Raw genomic sequence first — 16,837 nt, forward strand, 5'->3', positions numbered from 1 at the left:
GCTTAGCGCTCACTGGCCATCACTCGCAGCAGGTCGGTGGGTTGGCTGCGCTGCAGGCGCAGCATGGGCCAGGCCGAGGCGAGCATCGCCGCGATCAGCGCCAGGCCGCACAGCTGCAGGATCTGCAATGGGAACACCTGCAGGGGCAGGCGCCAGCCGAAGGCCTGCACGTTGATCACCGCCACCAGACACCATGCCAGCAGAATCCCCAGCGGGACCGCCAGCATCAGGGTCAGCAGAGCCAGGATCAAGGTCTGCGCCACACTCAGCAGGATCAGCTGGCGCCGTGGCACGCCCATTGCCCACAGCGGCGCGAGTTGACCAAGGCGACTCTGGCTCTGGGTCAGCAGGCCGATGAACAGGGCCACGCCGGCCACCCCCAGGGTCAGTGCATTGAGGGCAGCCGTGGCGCTGAACGTGCGTTCGAAAACCTGTGAGGCCCAGCGCTTGAGTTGCCGTTGTTCCACCACGTGACTGTCGTCCAAACCAAACGCTTGCTGCACTCGGCTTTTCAGGGCAGCGGTGTCGGCCTCGGCCATGCGCAGGGCAAAGCGGGCGGGTGGGGTGCCGGGCCAGTGTTGCTGGAACTGCGCGGCGCTGACCAGAATATGGCCCTTGGGGTTGCCGTAGTCGGCATAGATGCCCACCACGGTCGGGGTCCAGCGCCCCTGGGCTGCGGGCAAGGCAAGACGTGCCCCGATGCCCACTCCCAGGCGACGCGCCAATTGTTCGCTGAGCATCAGGCTGTCAGTGGAAAACAGGGTGTCCCATGGGTTGCCGGCGGCCTGTTCGAGCAACGGCCAATGCTCGCGGTACAGCGGCGCGTCGATCACGGCGGCCAGTTCGGTTGGCCAGCCTTGTTGACGAATCTGCATTTCCCAGCCGGGCAGCACCTGTTCGATGTCATTCTGCCGTTGCAGCCACTGTTGCAGCGCCTGGGCCTGCTCGGCGTGCTGTGGCCGCAGGTACAACTCGGCGCTCAAGCGCTGCTCGAGCCAGCCACTGAAGGTTTGTCGAAACCCCTCGGTCATGCTGGCAGCGCCGATGTTGGCGGCCAGTGCCAGCAGCAACGCCATGAGGGCCAGGCTCAGTCCCGGCAATTGCTGGCGGCAGTCGGCCAGGAACCACTGGCCCAGCACGCCCCAGCGGCGCCGGGCGAGCAGGGCGAGGACACTGCTGAGCAGCACCGGCAAGGCCAACGCTGCCGCCAGCAGCAGGCTGCCCATCAGCGCAAAGCCGGTGGCCAGGCCGTTGCCCCATACCGCCAACAGCACGGCCAGCACAGCTGCGCAGGCTGCCACCATGCCTTGCCGACGCAGCCATTGGCGATGGGCCTGATGCCAGGCTTCGCCGCCGGACAACGCCAGCAGCGGCAGGCGTGCGGCACGCCATAAACTGTCGGCGCCGGCCAGCAACACGCCGCCCAGGCTCAATGCCAGACCGCCCAGCCACCAGGCCGGGCTCAGGTTCAGCTGTCCGGCGACTTCCGCGCCATAAAGGCCGCGCAGGCTGGCCGCAACGTCGGGCAGCAGCAGACTGGCCAGCCAGTAGCCGCTGACGATGCCGGCCAACCCGCCGAGCAGCGCCAGCAGGCCCAGCTCCACGGCCAGGGCCAGCACCAGAAGGGCGGCACTCACCCCGCAGGCGCGCAAGGTCCGCAGCAGGGCACGACGCTGCTCCAGTGCCAGGCCAATGGCGGCGTGGACGATGAACAGGCCGACCACGAACGCCAGCAGCCCCAGCGCGGTCAGGTTCAGGTGAAAACTGTCGGTCAGGCGCGCGAGGTCGCCGTCGGCATCGCTGCGGTTGATTTGCAGGCGATCGGTGTATGCGTCGGGCAAGGCGCCTTCGAACGTTCGGGGCAGCAGCAGACGGGTCAGTCGCTCAGGCGTCTGCAGCACCGTCTGGGCCGCGCCGATATCCATCAGCAGGACGCCCGGTGCCATCTGTGCCCGGGCCTGCAATGGCGGCAGCGTCGCGCCGGTGCCAGCGAGCAATCGCGCACCTTCCTCCACGCCAAGCTCACGCAAGGTCTGCGGCGCCACCCAGGTGCGCCCGGGCGTGCCGATGAACGCGCTCAAATCATCGCTGCTGGGTACCTCGCCGGCTACGGGGCTGCCGGCTGGCAGGGTCAACGGCTCGATACCCATCACTTGCAGGCGCAGTTGCGGGTGCGCGGGCAGTGTGATCCGGCCCTCGAGCACCGGCGAGACTGGCCACCCCTGCAGACGCAATGCGATGAAGGTCGATTGCGCAAGGTCGGCGCCGTCACGGGCGACGATGCTCGCCTGGGCCTGACCACCGACCATCTGGCTGGCCAGGGCATAGCTTTGTCGTGCCTGGCTGTTCAAGGCGAGCACGCCGGTGAACAACGCGGTGGCCAGCCACAGCCCGGTGATCAGCGCCACGCCCTGTACCGGATGCCGGCGCCAATGGCTGAGCAGGCTGCGCAGGGTCCAGTACAGCACCGCCACGTCAGCGATCCGTCCCGGTGACGATGCGCCCGGCCTGCAGCACCACGCGTCGCTCCAGGCGGGCCGCCACCAGCGGGCTGTGGGTGACCATCAGCAGCGTGCTGCCAGTGGTCTGCAACAGCTCCAGCATCAAGTCCAGCGCTTGCTCGCTGGTGGCCTCGTCGAGGTTGCCGGTAGGTTCGTCGGCCAGCAACAGCGGCGGACGCGAAGCCAATGCACGGCCCAGGGCCACGCGCTGTTGTTGCCCGCCGGACAGTTGCTCCGGGTACCGCTGCAGGAGTGCCGACAAGCCCAGGCGTTCGGCCAGTTCGCGCTGCCAGACGGGGTCCAGGCGGCCGGCCAGACGGGCCTGAAAGGCCAGATTGTCGCCCACGCTGAGACTGCCGATCAGGTTGAACTGCTGGAAGATTAGGCCGATGTCGCAGCGTCGCCAGCGTGCCAGTTCCCGCTCGCTCATGTGCGTGAGTACTTGCCCGGCAGCTTCGATTCGACCGCTGTCGGCCACATCCAGACCGGCCACCAGGTGCAGCAGGGTACTTTTGCCGCTGCCCGATTCACCCATCAGGGCCAGACTGGCGCCACGCTCCAGTTTCAGGTCGATGCCCTGCAGCACCGGCAGTGGGCCTTGCGGTGTGGCGTAGGTCTTGTGCAGACCCTGGATATCCAGCATGGGCAGGCTCTTCGTGACGGTGATGCCGCGGCTCTCAGGCCTTGGCAGCGATGAGGGGCTGTGACTGTGAGTCCGCGCCCATGGGCAGGTTCAAGCTTTGTTGCGTATCAGGCGCCGCAGCGCGAAGCGATTCGGATGGCAGGCCCAAGCCACGTCCTGCGGCAGCGGCAGCGGTTCGTTGTCCAGCCAGGCGGCAATCAGTTCACCCGACAGCGGGGCGGTGATCAGCCCGCGCGAGCCATGACCGCTGTTGACGTACAGCCCCGGCAGCCAAGGGCAGGGCTGTTCAGGCACCTGGCGGGCATCCTTGGCCAGGATCGCAAAGCGCTCGGCGAACGCTCGAGCGTCGGCGACCGGACCAATGATGGGCAGGTAGTCCGGGCTGGTGCAGCGAAATCCGGCCCGGCCCTGCAACCGCTCGGCGGGCAGCTGTGCGGCGCCCAGACGCACGGCAAGGTCAGGGGAAATCGCCTCGAGCAGGGCCAGGTTGTCGAGGTTGTCGGCCTGGCTGGGTGTCAGGTCATCGCTGTGGAAATCGAAGCTGGCGCCCAGCGTGTGTTCGCCCGAACGGGCGGGGGCGATGTAGCCCTCGGCGCAGATCACGGTCGACAGCGCAGCACTGCGCGGTGTCTCCGACAGGCGAGTGATTTGCCCGCGGATGCGCTTGAGTGGCAGGGCGCAGGTCTGGGCGAAGGCGTTGACTTGCGCGGCGCAGGCCAGCACGGTGACCGGAGCGCTGGCCAAGGGAGTTTCGTCGTCGAAGGCGTGCCATTGGCCGTCGCGGTAGCGCAGTTCGGCCACGTGATGATGGCGCAGCAGGGTGATGCGTGGGTGGCGGGCCAGATGTTCGCACAGCGCCGGTGGGTGGACCCAGCCACCTTCGGGGTAGAACAGTCCGCCGCCGGGCAATTCGACGCCCGCCCGCGCTTCGGCGCGAGGACGATCCAGGCAGTGCAGCAGTTCGGGCGGGAATGCAGCGGCCAGTTGCTGTTGGCGCTGTGCTTCCTTGTCGTCGAAGGCCAGCTGCAGAACACCGCAGGCGTCCCAGTCATGGCCGCGCTGCAGTTGTTCGAGCAGGCGACGAGTATGGCCGAAGCCGGCCAGGATCAATTGCGAAAGGGCCGTGCCGTGGGCCGACAGTTTCAGGTACAGCACGCCCTGGGGATTGCCCGAGGCTTCCTGGGCCACTTCGGCATGACGCTCGAGCAGGGACACGCGCCAACCGCGTGCTGCCAGGCTGGCCGCGGTGGCGCACCCCGCCAGACCAGCGCCGATGACCAGCGCGTGACGTTCGCCTGTGAGCGGCTCGGGGCGGGCGAACCAGGGCTTGGCGACGGGTGTTGCTACTGAGGCGTCGCCCACGAACACCCCTCGTGACACATGCCATTTGTTGCCGACGCCCGGCACTCGTTTCATCTTGAATCCGACGGCCGCCAAGCCGCGCCGCACCCAGCCGGTACTGGTGAAGGTCGCCAATGTAGACCCCGGCGCCGCCAGCCGCGCCAGTTCGGCGAACAGCTCGGGTGTCCACATGTCAGGATTGCAGGCCGGGGCGAAGCCATCCAGAAACCACGCATCGACCTGGCCGTCGAGGGTCGGGAGCTGCTCCAGCGCATCACCTATCAGCAGCGTCAGAGTGACCCGGCCGCCGTCGAACACCAGGCGCTGGAAGCCCTCATGCACGGCCACATACTGTCTCAGCAGCGCGTCGCTATGGGCAGACAGCTCTGGCCACAGTGCCAGGGCACGGGTCAGGTCCGCGGCGCTCAGCGGGTACTTTTCCACGCTGACGAAGTGCAGGCGTGCCCCCGGTGCGGCCGAAGCGTTGAAGCACTGCCAGGCGCAGAGAAAGCTCAGCCCGGTGCCGAAGCCGGTTTCCCCGATCACCAGGCGACCGTCGTCGGCGAGGGCGGCGAAGCGTGCGGCCAACTGGTTCTGCTCGATGAGCACGTGGCGGGTTTCGGCCAGGCCGTCGGCGGCGAAATACACATCGCCAAAGGCGCGCGATCGAGGGTGACCGGTGTCGGTCCAGTCAAGCTGGGCGAGGAGGCTCGGGGTTTTCATGACGACGTCGGCAATGGGCGAGGCGCCATTGTAGCGCGCAGGCCGTGCTTCGCGCGCAACGACGCCTTCACCGCAGTCCAGCTCAGTGCCTTTGCCAGGTGGTGATTAATACGCGTCCAGGCGCGCGCCGCACTGGCTACCGTGCACGCTCCCCCTTTCGGCAAGGAGCCGACCATGCACACGATCTACCCTCCCATGAGCCAGGCCGACGACGCCCGGGACAGCCGCCATGCGCGCATCGTCGCGCAGCAGCTGCCCGCCTGGCTTACCCAGGCCAGCCCGGCGATGCGCCAGGCATTGAGCGCCAGCCAGAACGAGAGTCACGCCGCCAAGCTGGCCCTTGCTCCAGTGCTGGCCGAGTTGCGCGACGTCACCGAGTTCTGCGCCGCCCTGGTGGGCAAAGAGGTCCGCGAGCAGTTTGGCCTCGACATCGATCCGCGCCGTTATTCGCTGGTGCGCGCTATGCACAACGTGGGTATGGGTTTCAGTCATCGCTTCGCCATCGAACAGAACCTGCTGGTGGCGGCGATGCAGAACTTCGAGGCGGACCTGCCATTTCCGCCGGGCTCGATGGTGCTGCCGGTTGGTGGAGTCGAGTACGTCACTGCCGGTAAGGACATCGATTTTCGTGCCCGCAGTGACAAGCCGGCAATCAGCCTCGATCCGCAGCGATTCGCCTCGATGTGCCGCAGCCTGGACCTGGGCCGGCGGTATCAGAATCATCTGGACAGCGTATTCAAACCCGAGCACAAGGCCGAACAGGTGGCGGCGCTGTTCACACGCAACGACCGAGCGCACTTCGCGGTGCTGGCCCACATTGCCCGTTTGCGCGGCGATATCGAGCAAGACGTTTACCGCATGCTGCTGCAGAATGCCGAAGCGTCCACCACGACCTGGGCGGGCAAGACAGTTCGCTATCACTGGTTGCGTCTGCTGGGCAGCGCCGATTTCGCTGCCGTGGCGTTGTGTGGCGTGCAACTGATCGAATCGAGCGCCGATGGCGGCTGCGTGGTGCTGATGCCGGGCGAGCCGGATCATCCGATCAAGCAGTACCCGTCGTTCCAGGCCTTCGCCGAACGGTTGGGAGAAAAACTCCAGCAGGCCGATTTCCAGCGGTATTTCTGCTCGCTGGTGGGCGAAAAGTTCGCCGCGCCGTTCACCCACCGCCTGCAGCAGCGGCTCGACAATCCCGCCGGTGGTTGGCTGCAACGCTTGCACCTGGAAAAACGCCAGGTGGTCGGTGATCTGTTCGAGCTGCAGCACAACGATCGCGTGCTCAGGATCTATCAGGATGCCCGAGTGCTGGCGGTGCCGACCGTCGACGAAGACGCGATTGCGCTGGAGCGTGAGCGCCGGCGATACCTGGACGCTGGCACGGCCTTGCTCGAGATCGCCGGGTTCGTGATTCCGGCGCTTGGCGCAGCCATGCTGACGTGTGCCGCCGCCCAGCTGCTGCAGGAAGTGTTCAGTAGTGTCGACGACTGGCGCCAGGGTGACGACCATGCCGCCTTCGGTCACGCCATGAGCGTGGCCGAGAATCTGGCGACCATGGCGGTGTTCGCCGGTGCGGTGCACGCTGGCCGTGGCTGGATCGCGCCCAGCGTGCCTGCAGTGGCCGCCGACACCCAACTGGCGGAGCTGCTGCCGGTGACCCTCGCCGATGGCCGCCACCAGCTATGGCACCCGGACCTGAACGATTACGCCGCGGCCAAGCCTTTGCCTGCCGATCTGCTGCCCGACACCGACTGTCTCTATCATGATGACGCACGTCACAGTGTGGTCATCGACGAACGTCTGCACGACCTTCGCTTCGATGATCGCCATCAGCAGTGGCGCATCATTCATCCGCGCGACGCAGACGCCTACCAGCCATTGATCGAAGAATCCGGCAGTGGCTGGCGACTGGCCGCCGAGCAGCAACCCGAGCCAGCCGCCGCTACACTGCGCGATCATCTGGGTTGGCGGCTGTCGGGCATGGACTCGCAGGATATTCATCAGGCGCTGGCCAGCACCGGCTTGCCGCCGACTGCGCTGGACGAGGTCTACGCCCAGGCCGACCAACCTACTGCCTTGCTGATCGATGCGCTGCAACGCTTTGCCCTGCATCGTCAGGTACAGCGCGCCGGTCTTGTGGACGACGCCGCGCAGGTGCGTTTCGACCAGCTCTACGACGCCACGCATTTTGGCAGCGGGCCGGCAATCCAGCTCGTTTGCCGGGATTTTCCGACCCTGAGCATCGCTGCAGCCGAGGAGGTGCTGCTGGGTGTTGCGCCCGGCGAGCAAGCGAGAATGCTGACCAATCGACGCATTCCTCTGCAGCTGAGCGAGCGTGCCCGTGACTACCAGCAGGCTCAGCGCTTGAATCGCGCCTTCGAAGGGCTGTGTTTCGACAGCGCCCAGTCGCTGGACAGTGTCGAAGTGGAGGAGGCCATCAAGCAGGTGCTGGGCGATGACGCGCCGGCCGATACGGTGCGTGACTATGCTTTCGCTCACCGCGACGCCTGCGCTCGCTGGCTGGGACAGGCGCATGCGCCGGACAGCTTCAGGGCGCCGATGCGCGACGGCTACGGGCGGGTAGGTTACCCCATGAGCGGTCGCGGTCAGGTTGCCTTGTCGCGTCGGGTGTTGGTGGCGCGCATTCGCCGTATCTACCCAGGTACCAGCGAACGAAGCGCCCGCGAGCTGTTGGGGCTTTATGAGCAGACCGGCATGAGTCGCGCCGGCATCATGCAGGGGTTGGACAATCTCACCTACGAGCGTGAGCAGATGCACGCTCAACTGGAAGCCTGGTCGCGTCGACCGGCCCCGGCCAATCTACCCGCTCGGTACAGCGCCAGCAGTGGCGACCTGATGTACTACCGCGCCGACGTCACGGCGCGCCTGGACATCGCCTGGCGCCGCCAGCTGCCCGCCGAGCGTACGGCCCAGGGCTACAATTACTACCTCAATCTGACCTATTCGCCGTTGCTCGATTTTCCAGCGCTGAACGCCGACCTGAGCTTCGTCACCCACCTGAACCTGACTGGCAGCACAGTGGATGCGACAGCGCTGAACCGCCTGCTCGCCATTTTTCCACAGCTGCGCAGCCTGACCCTGCGCGAGTGTGCGCTGGGCCAATTGCCTGAGGCCGTCGACCGATTGACCCAACTGACGGAGCTGGATCTGACCCTGTGCGACCTCACCCTTGACCAGGCACTGATCGATCGACTGGGACGCTTGCCTGACCTCGGCGTGTTGAGCTTGAGCGGCAATAACCTTGGCTCGATCGCCGCTTCCAGTGGTTTTGACCGTCTTCAGCAGCTCAACCTGGCGGGCCTGGCATTGCCCCATTGGCCGCACTGGGCCTCGCGTTTGCCGACGCTGCGTACCTTGAACCTCTACAACACCCGGCTGCGTTACATTCCCGAATCGGTGCTCGATGACATGAGCCAAGGCCAGTATGTCGATGTCTTCATGGATAGAAACAGGCTGGATGACGCCAGCCGCAGGCGGCTTGCAAGCGCTCGACCACGGCGGCGTTTTCAGTTTTTCGCCCACCGCACCAACGACATTCGTCCGACGCGGGTAGGGCGGCCCTCGGTCGATGTATGGCTGCAGGGTGCCACTGAAGTCGAACGTCGCCATCGCGCACAGCTTTGGCAAGGTCTGATCGACGAAGAAGACTCTGTGGCCTTCATCGACCTGATCGACAACCTGCGCCGTACGCCCGATTTCGTCGGCAATGCGGCCGAGCTGACCCAACGTGTGTGGAACGTCGTTGCCGGGGCGTCGGCGCATCGCCAATTGCGTCAACGTCTGTATGCCATGGCCCAGGGGCTGGACACCTGCGTGGACGGAGAGCGGCTCATGTTCAGCGATATGGAGGTCCAGGTGCTGCAGCATCACGCCCTGCAGGGTGCTACCTGGAGCCAGCGTGGCCAGCGCTTGTACGAGTTGGCCCGCGGATTGTTCCGGCTGGATCGGCTGGAGGCCGTCGCCCGGCGTATCATCACCGAGCGTCGCGAGCGGGGGGTAAGCGTCGACGAGGCAGAAGTACGCATGGCCTTGCGGACCTACCTGGCCCGTCGCCTGGCCTTGCCCGGCCAGCCGCAGAGCATGGCGTATGCGGCCACGGCAGGCATCGGTGTGGATATTTACGACGCCGCACAAGCCCAGGTGCTGCAAGCCGAAACCGAGTCGCCGTTCATCGCGTTCATGGTTCGTCAGCCCTTCTGGACCGACTACCTGCGCGAACAGCATGCCAGCACACTGGAGCGACGTCTGGCTCCGTTCGCCGAGGAACTCAGTGTCCTCGATGAGCGTCAGGAGCCGGGCAGCAGCGGCGACTATCTGCGCCAGGCCAACGACATCGCGCGGCGCCGTCAGGACGCGGAGAGCACCGTACTGGGCGAACTAACCGAGCTCGAGCGGGTCGGCTTCAATAGCGATACGTACAGTTCCACCGAGCCTGCCCGGGCTCGAACACGCTAACCGAAGAGGAATGCCTGCCCCATGTTCGAATCTGCCGAGATTGGTCACGCCATCGATAAAGATACTTACGAGGCGCGTCTGCCTGCCCTGCGCGAAGCGCTGCTCGAGGCCCAGTATGAGCTCAAGGAGCAGGCGCGTTTCCCGGTGATCGTGTTGATCAACGGCGTGGAAGGGGCGGGCAAGGGCGAGACGGTCAAGTTGCTCAACGAGTGGATGGACCCCCGCCTGATCGAGGTGCGCACCTTCGATGAAAAGACCGACGAGGAACTGGCGCGACCACCGGCCTGGCGCTACTGGCGCCAGTTGCCGGCCAAGGGCCGCATGGGCGTGTTCTTCGGCAACTGGTACAGCCAGATGATTCAGGATCGGGTGCATGGCGACATCAAGGATGGCCGTCTGGAGCAGGCCATCAACGGCGCGCAGCGGTTGGAGCGAATGCTCTGCGACGAAGGTGCGTTGATCTTCAAGTTCTGGTTCCACCTGTCCAAGCATCAGATGAAGGCGCGGCTCAAGTCGCTGCGTGACGATCCGTTGCACAGCTGGCGGATCAGCCCGCTGGACTGGCAGCAGTCCAGGACCTATGACCGTTTCGTGCGCTTCGGCGAACGCGTGGTGCGGCGCACCAGTCGCGATTACGCACCTTGGCATGTGATCGAAGGTGTCGATGCCAACTATCGCAGCCTGGCGGTCGGGCAGATTCTGCTCGAAGGTTTGCAGGCTGCCCTGAAGGCGCCCACCGAGCCAGTGCGCAAGGTCGTGGCGAACAGTGGTGAAAGCATCGACAAACGCAGCCTGATCGGCAGCCTGGATCTGAGCCGGCATCTGCAGAAGGACGATTACGGACGCCAGCTGATTGCCGAGCAGGCGCGCCTGGCAGGCCTGATGCGCGACAAGCGCATGCGCCGTCACGCCCTGGTGGCGGTGTTCGAAGGCAACGATGCGGCGGGCAAGGGTGGAGCGATCAAGCGTGTCGCCGCCGCGCTCGACCCGCGTCAATACCACATCGTGCCGATTGCCGCGCCCACCCAGGACGAACTCGCCCAGCCCTATCTGTGGCGTTTCTGGCGGCAATTGCCGGCGCGCGGCAAGTTCACCGTGTTCGACCGCTCCTGGTACGGCCGTGTGCTGGTCGAGCGGATCGAAGGCTTTTGCAGTCCGGCCGACTGGATGCGCGCCTACGGCGAAATCAATGATTTCGAGGAGCAACTGACCGATGCCGGCGTGGTGCTGGTCAAGTTCTGGCTGGCGATCGATGAACAGACCCAGCTGGAGCGGTTCAAAGAGCGCGAGCAGATTCCGTTCAAGCGTTTCAAGATCACCGAGGACGACTGGCGCAACCGCGAAAAGTGGGGTGCCTATCGGGACGCCGTAGGGGACATGGTCGATCGCACCAGCAGCGAAGTGGCACCGTGGACCCTGGTCGAGGCCAACGACAAGCGCTGGGCGCGAGTCAAGGTACTGCGCACCATCAACGATGCGCTGGACGCGGCTTTCAAGAAGGACAAGAAAGACTGAGCCATCGCGGCGCTCCCTTCGCGGCCGATGACCGCTCCCACGGGTGTTGTGAAGTTACTTGTGGGAGCGGTCCGTGGCCGCGAAGGGCGCGCCGGGGTGGTTCAGGCAAACCGCGGCGCTCCCTTCGCGGCCGATGACCGCTTCCACGGGTGTTGTGAGGTTACTTGTGGGAGCGGTCCGTGGCCGCGAAGGGCGCACCGCGGTGGTTCAGGCAAACCGCGTCGCCTGTCTGCTGCCAGGACAGCGCGGCCGATAACCGATAAAGTGCGCGCCCTGTTCATTTCCCGAGGACCCTGCCCATGCCCCAGACTTTCGACATCGCCGTGATCGGCGCCACCGGAACGGTTGGCGAAACCCTCGTGCAGGTGCTCGAAGAGCGTGATTTCCCGGTAGGTGCGCTGCACCTGCTGGCGAGCAGCGAATCGGCCGGTGCCTCGGTGGCCTTTCGCGGCAAGAACGTGCGCGTGCGCGAAGTCGATCAGTTCGATTTCAGCCTGGTCAAGCTGGTGTTCTTCGCCGCCGGCCCTGCGGTGACGCGCAGTTTGGCAGCGCGCGCCACGGCGGCCGGTTGCACGGTCATCGATCTGTCGGCCGGCCTGCCGGCGTCCCAGGCCCCCAACGTGGTCCCGGAAGCCAATGCCGCCGTGCTGAGCGATCTGCCACTGCCCGTGCAAGTCGCCAGCCCCAGCGCCGCCGCGACTGCGCTTGCCGTGATCCTGGCCCCCTTGCGTGCTGTGCTGGATCTGCAGCAGGTGCACGTGACCGCCTGCCTGGCCGTCTCGGCGCTGGGCCGCGAGGCTGTCAGCGAGCTGGCCCGGCAGACGGCCGAGCTGCTCAATGTGCGCCCATTGGAACCGCAGTTCTTCGACCGCCAGATTGCCTTCAACCTGCTGGGGCAGGTCGGTACGCCGGACGCGCAGGGCCATGTGCCGCTGGAGCGCCGGCTGGTCGACGAACTGCGCGAGCTGCTTGGCATGCCGACGCTGAAGATTTCGGTGACCTGCCTGCAGGCGCCGGTGTTCTTCGGCGACAGCTACAGCATCGCGCTGCAGACCGGCACGACGCTGGACCTTGCGGCCATCAATCAAGCCCTGGCCGCGGCGCCCGGGATCGAAACGGTGGAAGACGACTACCCTACAGCCGTGGGCGATGCGGTAGGCCAGGACGTGGTGTATGTAGGCCGTGTACGCGCCGGTATCGACGATCCCCAGGCGCTGAGCCTGTGGGCCACGGTGGACAACGTGCGCAAGGGCGCCGCCTTGAATGCGGTACAAGTGGCCGAGTTGTTGATTAAAGGTCATGGCTAAAAGATACTTGCCGACAATTTGCAGACAGTTCGCCCGTTTTGCCCAGCTGTTCGCATGCGACAGCGCAAGCTTCTTCTCGCTTGCCGAGGAATGTTCAGACAAGGATTAGGCCATGGTTCAAGTTCGCAAACTGGTGTTAGCAATGGCTGCCGCTTCGGCGCTGTCCTCCGGTATCGCCAACGCCCTGGAGCTGGGTGAGTTGACCCTCAGGTCCGCGGTGAACCAGCCCCTGCTCGCCGAGATAGAACTGCTCGATGTGCGCGGCCTCACTGCCGCCGAGGTGCAGCCAGTGCTGGCCCCGGCCGAGGAATTCAGCAAGGCGGGCGTCGAGCGCCAGGCGTTCCTCGACAGCCTGCGTTTCACTCCGGTGATCAACGCCAGTGGCCGCAGCGTCATCCGCGTGACCTCGACGCAAGCCTTGTCGGCGCCCTTGGTGAAGTTCCTCGTGCAAGTCAATTTCCCCAGCGGCCGGCTGCTGCGCGACTACAGCATGCTGCTCGATCCCGCGCAGTTTGCCCCGCAGGCAGCACAGGCGGCGCAGAATGCGCCGCAACCGGCGCTGAGCGGGCCCGCAGCGAGCGCCAACCAGACGTCCTACACCACGGGTTCGCGTGACACCCTGTGGGAGATCGCTGCGCGCAATCGCCAGGGCAGCTCGGTCCAGCAAGCCATGCTGGCCATCCAGGCGCTCAACCCCGATGCGTTCCTCGACGGCAACATCAACCGGCTCAAGACCGGGCAGGTGCTGCGCATGCCTGATGCCCAGCAGACGGCGGCTACCGCGCCGGGCCCAGCCGTGGCCGAAGTCGCGCGGCAGAATGCTGCCTGGCGCGAAGGTCGTCGCCTCGGTCCGCGGGCGCAACAGGTCGATGCCACGCGCCGTGGCAACGGTGCTCCGGCGCCGGCCGCCGCGCCGCCGCAAGACAACCTCAGCCTGGTGTCTGGCGCCAGCGAGGTCGATGGTCCGGCCGGCGATGCCAGGGCACTCGACCAGAAGCTCGCCGTGACCCAGGAAGCCCTGGACTCCACGCGCCGTGACAACGAAGAACTGCGCAGCCGCAACGCCGACCTGCAGAGCCAGCTCGACAAGTTGCAGAAACTGATTCAGCTCAAGAACGACCAACTGGCCAAGATGCAGGCGGCGGGCGCCGATGTTCCGGTGCCGGCCGAGGCATTGGCGCCGGCGCAAGCGCTGGCCCCTGCGGATGCCAGCGGCGAGCCTGCCGAGGGCGATCCCGATGCCCCGGTCAACGCCGCGCTGGTTCCGGCACCGGCGGTACCCGGTGCCACCGAGCAGGTTAATCCCGACGCGGCCGCCAGTACGCCGGCCTTGCCGCAGGGCGAGCCGCTGAATGCGGCCAGCGACCCGGCCGATGACGCAGTTGCCGAGCAGCCCAGCGACAACTCGACCCTGCTGATGGTGGTCGGTGCCAGTGCTCTTGCGGCGCTGCTCTTGCTGCTGCTGTTGCTGGCCCGCCGTCGCAAGGCGCAGCAGGAGGCGGAGAAGCACATGCGCATGGCTCGTGCGCTGGCCGAAGAGCCCGATCACGGCCCGGATCTCGATTTGCCGCCCAACAGCTTCGAAGGACTGGAGCGCCCGGCAGCAACCGTGCACCTGACCCCGGCCATGGTGGCCGCCTCGGTAGCAGGCGCCAGGGCCAGTGCCGCACCTGCGACCTTCGCCGAAGCGCCCGCGCAGACCGTGCTGCCTACGCCACCGCTGCGCCCCAGCATCGACACCGACGAAGGGCTGTTCGCGGAAGTGGAGCAGAGCATTGCCCGCGGCCGCCTCAACCACGCCGCCGAACTGTTGGAGGCGGCGACCGAGCGCGAGCCCAAGCGCAGCGACCTGCGCTTGAAATTGATGGAAGTGTATGGCCTGCAGGGTGACCGGGATGGCTTCGTCGGCCAGGAACGGCAGTTGATCGCCACCGGCCAGAACCATGCGGACGTCGAGCGGTTGAAAACACGTTTCCCTGCCATGCTGGGCGTTGCCGCAGCGGCCGCCGGCGCAGCGGCCACGGCAGCGCAGATGGACGCCGATTACGTCAAGCAGCTACTGCACGACGAGCCGGGGGCCGCCGATTCGCTGGACGGCACCTTCGACACCGATTTCGACCTCAATCTGGACGACACCCTGGACCCTGCGCCGACGCCGGGCAGTGACATCGATTTCGACACCTTGCTGGCCGAGCAGAAAGCTGCAGCGGGCAACTCGACCGAGGAAAACGACGCGACCTTGCCGGAAGATTTCGATCTGTCGCTGGCTGATGATACCGAGCAGCCACAGGCACCCGAATCGCGCCTGAACGAGATCAATGCCGAACTGGAAAAACTGTCCGACGGTTTTGCCCGCACACCCATGGCCGAACCGTTCGCCGTGCCACCCAAGCCTGAAGACCTCCCGCCAATCGAAGGCGAAGACGATTTCGACTACCTCGACGGGGGAGACGAGGCTGGCACCAAGCTTGACCTTGCCCGTGCCTACATCGAGATGGGCGACAACGACGGCGCCCGCGACATTCTGGGCGAAGTGCTGAAAGAAGGCAGCACCGGGCAGCAGGATGAGGCGCGCGAGATGCTTGGGCGCATCAGCCGGTAACGCGGTGCGGCCTTCGCCGTCCGACCCCCAAACCTGCTCCCGCATCTGTACATCGAGGCCCTCTTTGTGGGAGCGGGCTCTGCCCGCGAAGGCAGCGCCGCAATTCCATGATCCGGTATAATCGCCGCCATCGCTTAACCAACAGGCTGCAACTTCGTGCAAAACATCGACAACGCGGTCGCCGAATCGGCGGCCGACGGCTTCTATCGCATTGCCTTGGGCGTTGAATACAAAGGTTCGCGCTACCGGGGCTGGCAGCGCCAGGCCTCCGGCGTGCGCACCGTGCAGGAAACCCTCGAAGACGCTCTGGGCAAGGTCGCCGCCTCGCCCATCTCGCTGATGTGCGCTGGCCGCACCGACGCGGGTGTCCACGCCTGCGGCCAAGTGGTGCATTTCGATACCCAGGCCGAACGCAGCATGAAAGCCTGGGTCATGGGCGCCAACATCAACCTGCCTCACGATGTCAGCGTGACCTGGGCGAAAATCATGCCGCCCAACTTTCATGCGCGTTTCAAGGCCATCGCCCGTCGCTACCGCTATGTCATCTACAACGACCAGATTCGACCCGCCCATCTGGGCGAGGAAATCACCTGGAATCACCGTCCGCTGGATGTCACCCGCATGGCGGCTGCCGCCCAGGCCCTGGTCGGTACCCACGACTTCAGCGCTTTCCGCGCCGGCCAGTGCCAGGCCAAGTCACCGATCAAGCAACTGCATCACCTGCGGGTCACTCAGCACGGCAAGATGATCGTCATCGACGTGCGCGCCAATGCCTTCCTGCACCACATGGTGCGCAACATCGCCGGTGTGCTGATGACCATCGGCACTGGCGAGCGTCCGGTCGAATGGGCCGCCGAAGTGTTGCAAAGCCGGGTGCGCCGTACCGGCGGGGTCACGGCCCATCCCTTCGGGCTCTACCTGGTACAAGTGGAGTACCGCGATGAGTTCCCACTGCCCGAGCGCTATATCGGCCCGCACTTCCTGACCGGGTTCGACACACTGGCTGACGTCGCCGACAGCATTTGCTAACATCCGCCGTTCCCCAGTCAAGTCGAGGTACTCGCCGACATGTCAGCCGTTCGCAGCAAAATCTGCGGTATTACCCGCATAGAGGATGCTTTGGCCGCTGCGCACGCGGGTGCCGATGCGATCGGGTTGGTGTTCTATGCCAAAAGCCCTCGGGCGGTGAGCGTGCAACAGGCACGCGCGATCATCGCCGCGCTGCCGCCGTTCGTGACCACCACCGGCCTGTTCGTCAATGCCAGTCGGTGCGAACTGGGTGAAATCCTCGACGCCGTGCCGCTGGACCTGCTGCAATTCCATGGCGACGAAACGCCGGAAGAATGCGAGGGCTACCACCGTCCCTACATCAAGGCCTTGCGCGTGCGCGCCGGCGATGATCTGCAGGCGGCCTGCCGGGCCTATCGCAACGCCAGCGGCATTCTGCTCGACACCTACGTGGCCGGCGTGCCGGGCGGCACCGGTGAAGCCTTCGACTGGTCGCTGGTGCCGGCGCACCTAGACAAGCCAATCGTGCTGGCAGGTGGGCTTCACGCCGGCAACGTCGCCCAGGCCATCGCTCAGGTCAAACCCTGGGCGGTGGATGTCAGCGGCGGGGTCGAGTCGAGCAAAGGCATCAAGGACCATGGCAAGATCGACGCTTTCCTCAAGGCGGTGCGTGGGAGCGGCATGTGACGGCACGCAGCTCGGCACCGTCCATACGTTTCGCGAAACG

Annotated in this window: 9 protein-coding genes; 6 read left to right on the plus strand and 3 right to left on the minus strand. The window is 65.7% G+C overall.

From position 1 onward, the window contains the following. Positions 1–2 precede the first annotated feature (2 nt). From IFT98_RS05285 to mnmC, 3 genes are all read right to left on the minus strand, one after another. Positions 3–2,474: an FtsX-like permease family protein gene (locus IFT98_RS05285; RefSeq protein ID WP_192047660.1), complete on the minus strand. Its 2,472-nt coding sequence runs from the start codon at positions 2,472–2,474 to the stop codon at positions 3–5. Between the two features lies 1 nt (position 2,475). Then, positions 2,476–3,144: an ABC transporter ATP-binding protein gene (locus IFT98_RS05290; RefSeq protein ID WP_192047661.1), complete on the minus strand. Its 669-nt coding sequence runs from the start codon at positions 3,142–3,144 to the stop codon at positions 2,476–2,478. A 90-nt stretch (positions 3,145–3,234) separates the two neighbouring features. Further along, positions 3,235–5,208 (minus strand): bifunctional tRNA (5-methylaminomethyl-2-thiouridine)(34)-methyltransferase MnmD/FAD-dependent 5-carboxymethylaminomethyl-2-thiouridine(34) oxidoreductase MnmC, encoded by a 1,974-nt coding sequence (gene mnmC, locus IFT98_RS05295; protein ID WP_192047662.1) that lies wholly within the window; start codon positions 5,206–5,208, stop codon positions 3,235–3,237. 174 nt (positions 5,209–5,382) lie between these two features. Between mnmC and IFT98_RS05300 the strand changes: the two genes are divergently transcribed. The 6 genes from IFT98_RS05300 to IFT98_RS05325 all read left to right on the plus strand — a co-directional run bounded on the left by IFT98_RS05300 (position 5,383) and on the right by IFT98_RS05325 (position 16,797). After that, positions 5,383–9,678 carry an NEL-type E3 ubiquitin ligase domain-containing protein gene (locus IFT98_RS05300; RefSeq protein ID WP_192047663.1) on the plus strand — a complete coding sequence of 1,432 codons (4,296 nt, stop codon included), beginning with the start codon at positions 5,383–5,385 and terminating at the stop codon, positions 9,676–9,678. Positions 9,679–9,699: 21 nt separating this feature from the next. Beyond that, positions 9,700–11,193 (plus strand): polyphosphate:AMP phosphotransferase, encoded by a 1,494-nt coding sequence (pap, locus tag IFT98_RS05305; RefSeq protein WP_192047664.1) that lies wholly within the window; start codon positions 9,700–9,702, stop codon positions 11,191–11,193. A 299-nt stretch (positions 11,194–11,492) separates the two neighbouring features. Beyond that, positions 11,493–12,500, plus strand: coding sequence for an aspartate-semialdehyde dehydrogenase (locus IFT98_RS05310; protein ID WP_192047665.1), 1,008 nt, complete (start codon positions 11,493–11,495; stop codon positions 12,498–12,500). 112 nt (positions 12,501–12,612) lie between these two features. After that, positions 12,613–15,102: a FimV family protein gene (locus tag IFT98_RS05315; protein ID WP_192047666.1), complete on the plus strand. Its 2,490-nt coding sequence runs from the start codon at positions 12,613–12,615 to the stop codon at positions 15,100–15,102. Positions 15,103–15,258: 156 nt separating this feature from the next. Further along, positions 15,259–16,131, plus strand: a complete 873-nt coding sequence (gene truA / locus IFT98_RS05320; protein ID WP_192047667.1) for a tRNA pseudouridine(38-40) synthase TruA — start codon at positions 15,259–15,261, stop codon at positions 16,129–16,131. 39 nt (positions 16,132–16,170) lie between these two features. After that, the gene (locus IFT98_RS05325) at positions 16,171–16,797 is read left to right on the plus strand and encodes a phosphoribosylanthranilate isomerase (protein ID WP_192047668.1); all 627 of its coding nucleotides are present in this window, start codon (positions 16,171–16,173) and stop codon (positions 16,795–16,797) included. Positions 16,798–16,837: the final 40 nt, after the last annotated feature.

Source organism: Pseudomonas sp. CFBP 8770 (genome assembly GCF_014841705.1).
Classification (GTDB): domain Bacteria; phylum Pseudomonadota; class Gammaproteobacteria; order Pseudomonadales; family Pseudomonadaceae; genus Aquipseudomonas.

Excerpts from the sequence above, each read along its gene's own strand:
- pap (WP_192047664.1), top strand. The coding sequence starts at position 9,700 with ATGTTCGAATCTGCCGAGATTGGTCACGCCATCGATAAAGATACTTAC.
- IFT98_RS05315 (WP_192047666.1), top strand. The coding sequence starts at position 12,613 with ATGGTTCAAGTTCGCAAACTGGTGTTAGCAATGGCTGCCGCTTCGGCG.
- mnmC (WP_192047662.1), bottom strand. The coding sequence starts at position 5,208 with ATGAAAACCCCGAGCCTCCTCGCCCAGCTTGACTGGACCGACACCGGT.
- IFT98_RS05290 (WP_192047661.1), bottom strand. The coding sequence starts at position 3,144 with ATGCTGGATATCCAGGGTCTGCACAAGACCTACGCCACACCGCAAGGC.
- IFT98_RS05300 (WP_192047663.1), top strand. The coding sequence starts at position 5,383 with ATGCACACGATCTACCCTCCCATGAGCCAGGCCGACGACGCCCGGGAC.
- IFT98_RS05310 (WP_192047665.1), top strand. The coding sequence starts at position 11,493 with ATGCCCCAGACTTTCGACATCGCCGTGATCGGCGCCACCGGAACGGTT.
- IFT98_RS05325 (WP_192047668.1), top strand. The coding sequence starts at position 16,171 with ATGTCAGCCGTTCGCAGCAAAATCTGCGGTATTACCCGCATAGAGGAT.